8 protein-coding genes are annotated in these 12,878 nt (G+C 72.0%); all 8 read right to left on the bottom strand.

The window, feature by feature from the left end; genetic code table 11:
• Positions 1–40: 40 nt before the first annotated feature.
• Positions 41–2,266 carry a type VI secretion system Vgr family protein gene (locus WMF11_RS17335; protein WP_437978217.1) on the bottom strand — a complete coding sequence of 742 codons (2,226 nt, stop codon included), beginning with the start codon at positions 2,264–2,266 and terminating at the stop codon, positions 41–43.
• 234 nt (positions 2,267–2,500) lie between these two features.
• Positions 2,501–3,715, bottom strand: a complete 1,215-nt coding sequence (locus WMF11_RS17330) for a cytochrome P450 (RefSeq protein WP_437978216.1) — start codon at positions 3,713–3,715, stop codon at positions 2,501–2,503.
• A 209-nt stretch (positions 3,716–3,924) separates the two neighbouring features.
• On the bottom strand, positions 3,925–5,244 hold the full coding sequence (gene ltrA / locus WMF11_RS17325) for a group II intron reverse transcriptase/maturase (RefSeq protein ID WP_437978215.1): 1,320 nt from the start codon (positions 5,242–5,244) through the stop codon (positions 3,925–3,927).
• 731 nt (positions 5,245–5,975) lie between these two features.
• Complete coding sequence (locus WMF11_RS17320; protein WP_437978214.1) at positions 5,976–10,850, bottom strand: alpha-2-macroglobulin family protein; 4,875 nt, start codon at positions 10,848–10,850, stop codon at positions 5,976–5,978.
• Positions 10,847–11,083, bottom strand: coding sequence for a hypothetical protein (locus tag WMF11_RS17315; RefSeq protein ID WP_437978213.1), 237 nt, complete (start codon positions 11,081–11,083; stop codon positions 10,847–10,849). The genes WMF11_RS17320 and WMF11_RS17315 overlap by 4 nt, the downstream gene beginning before the upstream one ends.
• Entirely contained in the window at positions 11,080–11,343 is a 264-nt protein-coding gene (locus tag WMF11_RS17310; RefSeq protein ID WP_437978212.1) for a hypothetical protein, read from the bottom strand. Before WMF11_RS17310 ends, WMF11_RS17315 begins: the two co-directional genes overlap by 4 nt.
• On the bottom strand, positions 11,318–12,013 hold the full coding sequence (locus WMF11_RS17305; protein ID WP_437909492.1) for a hypothetical protein: 696 nt from the start codon (positions 12,011–12,013) through the stop codon (positions 11,318–11,320). Before WMF11_RS17305 ends, WMF11_RS17310 begins: the two co-directional genes overlap by 26 nt.
• Before the next feature lie 3 nt (positions 12,014–12,016).
• On the bottom strand, positions 12,017–12,874 hold the full coding sequence (locus WMF11_RS17300; protein ID WP_437978211.1) for a VOC family protein: 858 nt from the start codon (positions 12,872–12,874) through the stop codon (positions 12,017–12,019).
• Positions 12,875–12,878 lie beyond the last annotated feature (4 nt).

Genomic DNA, 12,878 nt, shown 5'->3' with positions numbered 1-12,878 from the left:
TCTTCACCTCTCTCTTCACGTCACGAGCGCTCATGGGCCCTCACGATCCGAGCTTCATCGACGCGCCCATCTTGACGACGAGCGCGCCCTTGACCGCGATCTTCGACCCCTTGATCACGACGGGCCCGCCGCCGAGCTTGAGCTCGCTGCCGCCGCCCTTGAAGGCGCCGACGGCGCCGAGGAGGGTGATGAGCGGCGCCTGCACCACGAGATCGCCGTCCAGCTTCTGGTAATGGAGGCCGCCGACCATGTTGGTGACGCCGAGCGCCACGTGGGAGAGCGAGCCCTTCGTGAGGTGGAGCTCCGCCGCCAGCGAGGTCTGGTCCTTGTTGGCCGTGATCTGCTCTCCGTGGCTGCCGTTGATGATCTGCGCCTTCACGGCGCCCACCGTCTCCGTCATCCCGCCGAGGACGTTGTCGTTGATCGAGCCCAGGCTGCCGGAGAGCTGCAGCGCGCCGACCTTGCGGCTCATGTCCCCGGTGATGGAGTGCCTGACGCCGTTCGAGATCGTGATCTGGTTGCCGCTCACCGTGTAGGAGCGGTTGCCGGTGACCTTCTCGACGTGGTTGCTGATCGCGTTGGTCGTGTCGTTGCCGCCGATCGAGATGCTCTGGTTGCCGGTGATCTTGTGCGAGAGCACCGCGCCGACGTCGAGCGATTGATTGCCGGCCACGGAGGTCGAGTCGTCGACCTTCACCGAGCGGGAGCCGTTCACGCTGATGTGCTGCTCCTCGTTGACCGTGACCTCCTCGACCTTGTCGTTCTTGATGGTGACGTTGAGGTCCTTCTGGGCGTGGATGCCGAACCCCTGGCTCCCCGCGGTGTCGGACATGCCGATCTGGTTGTGGCCGCCCGCGCCGGGCGACGACATGCTCTTCAGCGTGCCGGACGCCTTGGCGGCGGGGAGCGCGTCGGGCGGCGTCTTCTCCGCGTTGTACGTGCGCCCGAGCACGAGCGGCCGGTCCGGGTCGCCGTCGAGGAACGCGACCGAGACCTCCCAGCCGACGCGGGGGAGGATCATCGAGCCGCCCATCGCGATCTGCGAGACGCGCAGCCAGCAGCTCGATGTGTGGTCCTGCTGGCCCTGCCGGTCCCAGAAGAAGCGGACCTTGATGCGGCCGTACTTGTCGACGTGGAGCGCCTGCTCCTGGGTGCTCGACCCGGTGACGACCGCCGTCTGGATGCCGCGGATGCGCGGCCGCCGCGCGCGGCGCTCGGCCGCGAAGGGCGCGCCCTTGGGGACGCCGCGGAAGTGGTTCTCGACGTCGTAGTTCGTCGCGCCGCCGGTGAGCGTCTGGTTGCCGCGCGAGACGAGGCGGGTGACCACGAACTCGCCGTTCAGGCACGGCTCCGCGGCGCCCTCGACGACGAACGGCTCGCCCACCTTGAGCCCGGCCGCGCGGCTCTCGCCCTCGCACACGTCGGCGTCGGCGGAGAGTTCGCGCATGCGGGCCTCGGCGAGGCGGCCGCCCACGCTCCCCTTCGTGAAGCCGGCGGGGTACTCGAAGTAGGGCGCCGCGATGGCCTCCTTGCGGGGCAGCGCGGACTCCGGCTTCACGTCGGGCTTCTCGAAATCGTGGTCCCGGAGGTGGACGAGGCTCGTGCGCAGCGCGCGCGTCCTCGTGAGCTTGGAGAGCGGCAGGCTCCCGGGCAGGCCGCCCTGCGCCATGCGGAAGCTCACCGGCAGCCCCTCCTCCACCTCGAAGGCGGCGGGGTCGTCGGTGACGATCATCGTGTGCCCGGCGGCCTCGTGCCGGAAGTAGTAGAAGAGGCCGTTGTCCTCGAGGAGCCGCGAGACGAAGTTGAGGTGCGACTCGCGGTACTGGACGATGAACTCGCGCGGCTCGTACTCCTTCGCGATCCGCCACGCGACCTTGTCGCCGAAGCCGGCGTCCTCGAAGACCGACTGCGCGACCTGGACGATCGTCTTCTCCTGGAAGATGCGGCACCCCTCGCGGTGCGCGAGCGCGGCCAGCGCGGGCCGCAGGCGGACGTCGAACTGGCGGCTCTCGCCCACGATGTGCGCGAAGCCGGCGCGGTCCACGATGCCGTCGTACAGCCGCTCCTGGCCCGACGTGTCGACGACGCGCAGGCAGAGGCGGCTGCGCAGGCAGTCCTCGACCCGGAACGACGTGTCCAGCGTCGCGAAGCGCACCTCGACCGCGTAGGGCGTGGAGATCGCCTCGACGGCCTCGAAGCGGGTCACGGCGACGTCCGCGGGGAGCTTGTCGCCCTCCAGGGAGAAGGTGGCGAAGGTAGCGGCCATTGGGGGCATGGTAGGCGATCGGCGGACGGCGCCAAGCCCCGGCGCTGGAACCCGACGCGGGGGGAGCGGCGTGGGGGGCGGATCGTGCGGATCCGAGACCCTCGCGTGCCCACCGCGCGATCCGAGCTCGCCGCGCGCCCCGCCCGATCGAACGCGGCGCCCGCTCCACGGCGAGATCTGGGTTCTAGAATTCAGGCGAGCTCCAACCTGTTCGGCACGCCAGGAGGTTCTTGATCAGGGCAAGACGCCGCGGACCGGCAGCCGCGATGGGGTTCGCACGAAGACCATCGTGCTCCACTCGATGGTGGGGTTGACCAAATCGATTCGCTTGAATCGAGAGAGCAAGGATTCGAGCGCCACCCTCGCCTCCAGGCGCGCGAGGAGGTGGGCGACGCAGAAATGGACGCCGTGCCCGAACGCGACCGACGCCCCCGTCCCGGTCTTTGGCACATCGCGGTCCATATTGAACTCGTCGGGATCGGGAAACACGGCCTCGTCGCGGTTGGCGGACGCGAGGATGACCGTCACTGGAGCGCCGGCGGGCACCTTGACGCCGCCCACCTCCGCTCCGGGCATCGCCTTGCGGAAGATGTTATGGGTAGGCGGGTCCCACCGGAGCATTTCTTCGATAAAGCGAGGGATGAGCGCCGGGGTTTCGCGCAGCCGCTCCGTGTCCGCGGGGCGCTTGGCGAGGGTAATGATTGATTTGCTTATCAATGTGGATGTTGTATCGAACCCCGCTGGGACCAGGACGAAGATGAAGGACATGAGCTCTTCCGGGGTGAGCTTATGTCCGTCGATTTCGGCCTGGAGGAGCGCGCTCACAAGATCATCGCCGGGCGCGCGCCGCCGCGCCTCGAGGACGTCGCCGAGGTAGCGCTCCATCTCGGCGACGGACGCGCGGACGCGCTCGGCGTGCTCGGGGCTCCGCGGGACGGGCGTGACGCTGAGGATATCGTCCGTCCACCGTTTAAAATTGGCGTGGAGAGAAGGATCCAGGGTGAGGAGCTCGCCGATGACGCCCGCTGTCATCGGGACGGCGTAGTCGGCGACGAAATCCGACTCACCCCTGGATTGCAGGGTGTCGGAGAGGCGCTCGGCGATGGCGCGGACCATGGGCTCAATGCTCGTGATGATCCCGGGACCCAGGGCGCGGCTGACGAGGTTCCGGAGCTTCGTGTGCTCCGGCGGGTCCATTGCGAGCAGGGAGTGCGCCCCCGGCTGCCTCGGGAGCCAAGGCGGGTGAAAGGCGTCGACGTTGCCAGCGGACGAGAATTTTTGAGGGTTCTTGAGGACGGCGATGACATCGGCGTACCGGCTCACCGCCCAGGCGCCCAGCGGCTCGAGCTCGCACACCGGCCCGGAGCGGCGCATCTCGGCGTAGGTGGGGAACGGGTCCGCCTGGAAATGGGGGGCGAACAAATCAAACGTCCGCAGCTCTTGGGTCATGCGAATAGCTCTCCTGCGACAAACGGGTTGAAATCACAAGAAAGAGCAAGAATTTCACAGGGAGGCGGGGAGGCGGGGAGCGAAAGACGGCAAGAGGGAGAAATTCATTTTCTTCTTGTAGAGTAGCCCCCCGGACCGCCGGGTCCGGGGGGCCCTCGCCAGATCCGGACAAGGAGATTTCCACCATCCGGCTCTTCCGCCGAGAGGGCTCAGGGGGACGCCCAGAGCTGGACGCGGATCCTCGGCCTGGGCAGCGAGAAATCCCGCAGCAGGGCCTTGAATCGCTCCCAGTTCAGGTACGCACGCTGGCTCCGCCGGCATAGCCACTTGTGCCATGCCCGTTCGGCCTCACGGATCAAGAGCGCGAGGCTCCGGATGTTTCCGTTTACGCCGAAGTAGTTGCAGTGCCCGATGATGCGTCGTGTGAGCGCGGCGTGTTGCTCCTTGACCGGCAAGTGCCGATGGCGTCGGCAAAAGTCGACGACGGCCGTGATGGCCCGTCGGAGGCGCGCCTTGCGTGTCTTCATGCTCGGCATCCATCGACCCGATCGGCTTCGCCGCCAGTAGTGCGTGAAGCCGAGGAAATCGAAGGTCGCCGGCCCCTCGCTCCCAGGTCCCCCGTTGTCCGGGCGGCCGAAGGGCAACAGGCGGGTCTTGTCCGGATGCAGCTTCAGTCCGTACCGCTCGAAACGCCGCGGCAGCACCTCCATCACCCGCTTGGCGTCGTCCTCCCTGTCGAAGCCGATGACGACATCGTCGGCGTAACGGATCAGGGTGGCCTTGCCCGCGAGCCGCGGTTGGACCTCGCGCTCGATCCACAGGTCGAGCACGTGGTGAAGGTAGACGTTGCCCAGCATCGGCGACAGGACCGAGCCCTGCACCGTCCCGTCCTCCGGCGCCGAAAACTCCGCGCCGTCGAGGACCCCCACATGCAGACACTTGCCGATCAGCCGCAGCAGCGACTTGTCGGCTACCCGGGCCTGGAGCATCTCCATCAGCTTCGTGCGGTCGATGCTGTCAAAGAAGGACTCGATGTCGGCCTCCAGGATCCATTCCACCCCGCCGAGCAGCATCCGGTTCAGAGCTCGCAGCGCGTCGTGCGCGCTGCGACCGGGCCGAAACCCGTACGAGACGTCTCGAAAGACCGGCTCGTAAACGACCTCCAGCACCTCCCGCACCGCGGCCTGGACGATCTTGTCCTCGGTGCACGAGATGCCGATCGGTCGTGTCTTGCCCCGTTCCTTCGGGATGTGCACCCGCCGGATGGGCTGGTGCCGGTAGCGCATCGACTTCATCCGCGCGTGCAGATCGCCGACATTGCGCTCCAGGTCCTGCCCGTACTGCTCCTTCGTGATGCCATCCACGCCCACCGCAGCGTCCTTACGAAGGCTGCGGTACGCACGCTGCAGCGCTTCTTCGTCGATGAGGTGCGCCAGCGCGAGGAGGACCCCTTCCGGGTCTCGCTCCGCTCTCTCCCTTACCTTCAACAGTCCCGGTGACATGGTGTTCGCCGTCGTGGCAGCGCTCATGGTTCCCTCCTGAAGTTCCTCTCGACACGGGTCCCCTTTGCTTGACGGGCTCCGGTGCCCTCCGTTCGCCCGCGTCCTCGCTCGTATGGGACCCTCCGACTCCCTCGTCTCCTTCGGCTTCGGCTCCGGTTCCCCTTGCTGTGGGCCTACCGCGAGGCGGATGCGCATTTTCCTTGCGGAGCCCGCTGGGGCTCGGCTGCGAGACACGGGCATCCGCGGCGTGTCTCGCCCCGGGGACGGATCACCGGCTCCCCGTCGTACCGGCGTTTCTCGTGGAGAGACGAGGGCCTCCCAGGTGCCTGGGCCGTCCTCTTGCTGCGCGCCGCAGCCAGATACCCCGCCGGGTGCGTCCCCCTCCCGCCCTTGCGAGGTAGGACGCTGTTGCCTTCAGGCGGAAGAACACCCTGGGCACCCGGACGTTGGAGGATTTCGTGGCTGACACGCTGCGGCTCGCTCGCTCGCCTGCCTACGCATCGCCGAGCCCCTCACGGGACCCGTCGCAAGGCTGGCTTCCGGCTGGTCGGGCGTGACCTTGGCCGGGCGGGATTCGCACCCGCTGGACAGCAAACCCGATTTCAGAAGCTACCGCTCACTCCTTTCCTTCGGGACCAGCCTTGCCTGGTCGCACTCTCCCCGCCTCCCCGTCTCCCTGTTCAAATTGGACCAGTACCGGCCAAAGCCCCCATCACTTCGACGCGGGCAGCGAGTGAACCGGTATCCAGGAGCGCCGATCACTCGATCACGATCGGCCGCGCCGGGACCACCGCGCGCGGCAGCTCCTCCTGCGCCACCCGGGCCTGCGCCTCGGGCGCGGTCACCTTCCCGGCGAGCGCGAAGCGCACCGGGATCTCCACCAGCGTCGAGAGCCGGCTCGCCTCCACGGAAGCCCGCAGCGCGAGGACGCCGTTCACCTGCCGCACGCCCCCGAGCGGCGCGGCCAGCGACACCCCGGGGGGAAGCGGGATGCGCACGTCGACCTCGACCGGGCGGCCCAGCGTGTGGCGCAGCGAGACCCCGAGCTTCCCCGTCGTTCCCGCGCGCGGGCGCTTCGGCCAGGAGACCTCCACCTGCACGGGGCTCGCCGCCGCGGCCGGCGGCCGGCTCCAGCGCCGGAGCGCCGGGCGCTCCAGGCGCGCCACGACCGCGGCCCCCGCGACCTCGACCGCCGCCTCCGTCGCGCCCGCGTCGAGCGGCACCACGAGCCGCCCCGACGGCCCGACCTCCACGTCGCGGCGCACGCCGCCCGACGTGACCGTGACCCGTGCGGCCCCTCGGCCCTCGCCCCCGTGGGCCAGGAGCGCGCGCACCACCGCGCGCGTGCTGGCCGGCGCGCCGTAGCCGCCGCGCACGTCCCGCTGCACACCCACCCAGCCGAGGAGCCTCGCGGGCGGCGCCGCGCTCCGGCCGAGCCCGGCGGCGCGGAGGAGCGCCGCGTAGACCACCGCGCGCGCGCTCCGATCCTCGGCCTGGCCCGGCGGCAAGGTGACGCCGCCGGTCGGGAGCAGCGCCACCCAGGCGCGCAGCCGGTCCGCCACGTTCGCGGCCAGCGCCGCCCGGTGTGGCCGCTCCGCGAGCGCGAGCAGGACCCGGGCGAGCGCCACGCGATCGCCGCTCTGGATCACCTCGTCCAGCGTCCTCGTGACGAGCGCGTCCCAGCACGCGTTCACCGCGCCCCCCGCCGGCGAGGGCTCGACATCGAGCGCGTCGAGCGCCGCCGCGGGCTGCAGGGGCTCGGGCGGGCAGCGCGCGTCGATCTTCGGCAGCTCCTCCGCCACGGACGCGGACGCGAAGGTGCGCGCCCGGAGCGCCGGAGGCCAGAAGACCAGGTCCTTCTTGCTGCCCTTGTACGCGAGCAGCCGGCCCACGGCGCGGCGGCCGATGTCCTCCGCGCGCGCGGCGAGCGGCGCGCCCTCGCCCCCGCGCGCGGCGGCCCAGCGGCGCACGAGCGCCGCGACCTCCACCGCGTCCGCCATCGCCCCGGCAGACGAGAGCCGATCGGGATCCATCGCCTCGAGCGCCGCGGTGAGCGCGCCCGCGAGGCCGCGCTCGACGACGAGCCGCGGGCGGCCGGTGGGCTGGTAGCGCTGCGCGTCCGCCGCAATGCGCAGCGTGGCCGTGGCGCCGCCCTCGACGATCTGGGCGATGTTCAGATCGGTGGGCTCGCCCGCGGGGCGCACGTCCCACGCGTGCACGAGCGTGTCGCCCGGGGTCCCCTGCGCCTTCAGGGCGACCGCGAGCTCCGCCCGCCCCGCGCGCAGCGCCCGCACCCGCGCGCGCACCGGGGCCGCGCCCCCCGCGGGCACGTCGACCGCCACCGCCCGGCGCCGTGGGTCCGCGAGCGCGGCCACGCCGCGCGCCGTGAGCTCCACGATCGCGCGGAGCGGCCTCGGCGAGCGGTTCCGGACCGAGATCTCGACGTCGACCGCGTCGCCCTGGACCCACGCGGCGCCCGCCTCCACGCGCGCCGAGAGCGGCTGCGCAGTGGGCACGTCGAGCGTGGCGGTGGCCGGCGTGGCGCCGTCCGGCACGCCCACGAAGACGAGCCGGAAGGTCGTCTCGACGTCGCCGAGCGGGACGCGCATCCGCAGCCGACCGTCCTTGTCCGTGCGCTGGGGCGGCGACCAGAAGAACACGCCCCGCGGCGCGCCGGACGAGGTGCGGTGGGATCCACCCAGCTTGCCGTGGCCTTGACCGAACCCGGCGCCGCCCGCGCCAACGCCGGAGAGGCCGAGGCCGCCCAGGCCGATCCCCTCGCCCAGCGACGTGCCCGTGAACTCCTCCAGGAGGCTCTCCCACGCCGACACCGTGGCGTCGCCGACCTCCATGTCGAACTTCGCGTCGACAAGGCGATCCTCGCCGACCGCCCTGGCGTACGGCGTGCCCGAGCGCAGCACGCGCTCGAACGGATCGCGCACGTCGTCGCCCGTGCCGATCCGGCCGTCGGGCCCGGGCGCGTGCAGGGCGAAGCCGCGCCGCACCGTGAGGAACGGCGCGGGCGGCGCGGTCGTCGGGGTGAACTGGATCGTTCCGCCCCAGGGATCGAGCAGGAGCGACTCCTCGAGCTGTGCGTCGCGCACCAGGCGGCGGAGCAGCGCGTTCGGATCGCGGAGCGCCGGCTCGTCCGGGTCGAGCAGGCGCTCGCGCCGGAACGCGCGCGCTGCGGCGAGGATGCGGAAGAGCTTGAGGCGGGTGACGCGGCGAGCGACGTGATCGAACGTGACCTGCGGGTCCACCGCCAGGAGGTCCGCGAGCGAGAGCGGCTCGCCGCCGGGCGTCTCGGGGGGCGCATCCATGGCGGCGGTGACCAGGGTCATCAGCTCGGGGTTCCACGCATAGGCGCCGCCCGGCCCGCGGCGGCGCACGTCGCGCAGCCGCTCCGGATCGCTGGTGGCCTCGAAGACCGCCCCCTCGAGCGAGCGAAGCACCTGGCCGAACGCCTCGTCGAGCGCCGCCCGCGCGGAGCCGGCCGGATCGTTCGCCGGCGCGATCGCCTCGCGCGCCCTCGCGCTGAGCTCCGCGCGCCGGAGCGGCTCGAGCGCGGGATCGCCCTGCAGGAAGGCGCCACAGCGCTCGGGCTCGACCATGCCCTGGCAGAGCCGCGCGCGCGTGTCGAGCGCCGCGAGGCCGCCGACGCTGCCCCCGCCGTGCAGATCCACGACGACGGCCGCGACGGTCCCGGGCAGGCCGCGGCCGCCCCCGTCGGTGAGCGCGAGATCCACGTCGACGGCGCCGCGCGGGGCCGCGCGGCCGCCCGTGATGCGGGCCTCGATCCGAGGGAGGACGCGCGGCGTGACGAGCACCGCGCCGCCTGCCTGCCGCGCGGCGGCGCCCGGCCGGGGAGCGGCGGCGCTGAGCGTCCAGACGCCGGCCGCGCCCTCGGGCAGGCCGAGCGCGCCGCCCTCCGGGCCCCCGGCGATCCAGGCGCTCGCCGCGCGGGCCGAGTTGCCTGCCTGGACGATCACGCTCCAGCCGGCGCCGTCCGCTGCGCTGCCGCCCTCCGGCCGCCCGCCAGCGCGCGGGCCCATGCCGCCGGCGTCGATCACGCGGAGCGGGAGCGCGTCGCCGGCGCGGGCGAGGAGCCGCTCGGGCCGGAGCAGCGCCGAGGCGTCGCGATCGACCGAGACGCACAGCGCGAACGGCTCGCGCCGCGACGCGAGCGCCGGGAGCTCGCCTGATGGCCGCACGCGCACCGCCGCCGCGACGCCGCCAGCGCACGGCCCGACGTTGCGAAAGGCCCCGAGCTCGACGGGCGCGTCCCAGGTCACCTCGGCCTCGCCGTACGCGTCGGTGGTCACGGCGGCCTGGAGCCCGTCGCCCTCGACCGTGAACGGGCCCTGCACCGGCTTCCGCCGCGCATCGCGGACGCGCAGGAGCATGCGCTGAGCGACGCCGGGAACGATCGCGCCCGCCTCCGGGAGCAACGTCGCCTCCGAGGTGGGGCTCTCCACGGAGACGGTGGCCTCGCGCTCGAGCTCGTGCCCCTCGAACGTCGCGCGTGCGACGACGCGCAGCGTGGTCCCCGCGCCCTGCACCACGGTGGTGGGCGCCACGGCCGCGCCGCGGACCTCGCCGGCCGCGTCGGTGCGCGCGGGCGTGGTGAGCTTCTCCCACGCGGCCCTGTCCTCGGGCGGGCTCGTGCCCTTCGGCCCGGTCCAGGTCCGCACCGGCAGCCCGGCCACGGGCTGGCCGGCGCCGTCGCGGATCCGGATCACGTAGCTCGCGCGATCCCCGGCGCGCAGGTCCTGCTCGGACCACTCGGCCAGCATCTGCGGGGCGCCGGGCGTCTCTTCGCGCGGCGAGAGGGAGATCTCCGCGGCGTTCGACGAGGCCCCCGCCGCGCTCCGCGCGCGGGCGCGGAGGATCCAGCGCCAGCCGGGCTCGTCGATCCAGGGGACGGGCACGCGTATCATGGCGACGCCGGCCGCGTCGGTCGTGACCACGGCCGTGTGCCGGGCGACGCCGCCCTCGAGCAGGCTGACCTCCACGGGGACCCGCGGGGCCGGCTGCCCCGAGGCCTGGCTCTGCACCGTGATCCACGCCGACATCGCGCTGCCCGGCACCACGCGCGTGTCAGGGACGTGCAGGTCGACCTGGAGCGGCGCCAGTCGGTGCACGGTGAGCGTCCGGGTCCGCTGCCGGTCGCCGGCGCGCACGCCGAGCAGCAGCCGGAGCTCGCGCTCGGGCCCTTCCGGGATCGGGACGTCGAGGTGAGCGCGCCCCTTCGCGTCGGTGGTGACCCGCACGGGCGGCGGGACGGCGCTGACCTTGCCGAGGTGCTCGGGATCCCAGGTCGCCTCCACGGTGACCGCCTCGAGCGGCCGGAGCGTGATCGCGGTGGGGAAGCCGAGCGCGAGGACCTGGACCGGCAGGGTGGCGCCGGGCGCGCCGCGGTCGGGCGCGTGAAGGAAGAGGTCGAGGCCGCGGGCGACCGCATCGCGGCCATCCGTGGCCGCGTCGGAGGTCGCGGCGGCGCCGAGGGAGGCGACGAGAAGGAGGCCGGCGAGCGGAAGGGAAGGCCTGGGCATGGTGCCTTTCGACACCGCCAAGGGGAGCAGGTTCCTGCGCTGCAGGCGGGCTTGGGTCTCGGTCGGCGTCAGATCGGTCATGACGCCGAGTCCTTCTTCAACACGTCGTAGGTGGAGAGCGAATGCGGCGTGACGACGAGCTCGGCGTGCCGGCCGCGGGTAACGGGGATTGAGACCGGAGGCGGCAGGCAGCGTTCGGAGCGGTGCCGGTCGAGCACCTGGCGGACGGCACCGACGTGGATGGTGTCGCGCTCGAGCACTTCGACGAGGGCCTCTTCAAGGTCGGCGGCGCCGACGGCGTCGAGCAGTCTCAAAAGCCGGGCGCTCGCGCTGCCGACGTTGCCTCCACGCTCGGCGACGATGCGAGGAAGGCCTGGCTGCTGCGGGCGGCGCGAGCGAGGCGATCGAGGCCGCGGTGCTCGCGGGCGCGGCGCTTCTCGTCGGCGAGGCGCTGGAGGTGCTCGGCCTGCTCGATCTGTTGGCCGCGGTCCCACGAGCGGACATGGGTCGCGACGATCTCGTTGCCGTCGGCGCCCTGAGCTGGGAGGTCATCGCCGTAGCCCGTGCGGGACAAACAGAAGGCAGCTCGCCGCCTCCCGAGCCCGCGGGAAGAGAAACCGTGCGACGACCACGGCGAGGCCGGCACCGAGCACCGCGCCGCCGAGCGCGGATAGCAGGCCCCCTGTGTCGTGCTCGCCGCGCACCACGAAGACCGAGAGAACCAGGAGCGGATTGCCCACGGTCGCGTGGCCGGTCATCCAGAAGCTCGCCGTCGCGAAGGCGTCGAGGGCCAGCGGAACCTTGACATCGCGACGCTGTGCCACGCCGAGCGCGACGAGCACGAAGCCGAAGCTCGCCATCGCCTCGCCGAGGCCGCGCGCGCCGGCCACGGTCGCGTTCCCGGCAGCCCAGAGCGGCGCGAGCTGTGACGCGACTGACGTCGCCGCCCCGGCCCCACAGAGCTGCGCGAGTACCCGTGCTCCCGCGCTTCTCCAAGGCTGCCCGCCCATCGCGGATGCGATGAGCGTGATGAGCGGGTTGGTCTGGGCACCTGAGAGCCCGCCGAACGACCAGAGCACCAACCCGTAGCCGAGGCCCAGTGCGATGGAGCCCAGCAATGCGCCAGCCATCGTTCCGGCTCCCAGCTGCCCCCGGACCGCGCCCGACCCGAACATGACGGCGACGAGGAGCGCGCTGCCCAGCAGCTCTCCGATCACCGGTCGGAGCCAGGCGGGGCCGCGCATGCGCTACGCCAACGCCGTAGGTTCGAGGTTCTCCGGCTTCTCGGCGAGCTCGTCCGGCGTGAGCCGGGCGTAGATCTCGACGAGGTTGCCGTCAGGGTCCTCGAGCCACAGCTCGTGGAGCGGCGTGCCACGCCAAGTCGTGCGCGGCGGCTTGCTCACCGTCAACCCGGCGGCCGTCGCCAGCTCGTAGGACCGAACGACCGCGGCCTTCCCAGCGACGGCGATACCGAGGTGGTAGAGCGTGTCTCGGTGCAGCTCCTTGCCGTCGGAGACGACGAGCACGAAGTTCGTGTGCAGCTCCGGCCGAACGAAGGTCGAGTAGCGATGCGTCCACTCCTTCGGCTCGGTGCCGAGGAGCCAGGCGTAGAAACGCGTGCTCTTCGCGAGATCCTTCACGCGCACGCTGGCGTGGAACTCCTGCGCCTGTGGCCCCTCGGGGAGGTCGAGCAGCGCGTCGAGCACCTCGAGCCTCGCCAGGATCTGGTCCCGCGCGGTCCGGAACCGCGTCAGCATCTCCTCGCGTGGGATCGACGGATCCTTGCTCGCCGGATCCTGAATGGGCCAGTGCAGCCGCCGCGCCTTGCCGAGGAAGACCGGGCAGACCTCCTCGGCGCAGAGCGTGATGACCGTGCCCACGGTGGCGGCGTCGATCGTCTGCACAGACTTCGAGTGGTGCGTCGTCAGGTCGACCCCGACCTCGCGCATCACCTCGATCGCGTACGGGTTCACCTTCGACGGCTCGCTCCCCGCGCTCTGCACGGCGATGCGCGAGCCGAAGAGCTTGCGAGCAAGGCCCTCGGCCATCTGGCTGCGCGCCGAGTTGGCGACGCAAAGAAAAAGGATCGTCTTGCCGGTGTTCATCGTG

It is taken from the genome of Sorangium sp. So ce295, from assembly GCF_051527405.1.
GTDB classification, from domain to species: domain Bacteria; phylum Myxococcota_A; class Polyangia; order Polyangiales; family Polyangiaceae; genus Sorangium; species Sorangium cellulosum_B.
Note: the sequence above shows the minus strand (reverse complement) of the source record. Positions and strands in the feature narration are given on the sequence as shown.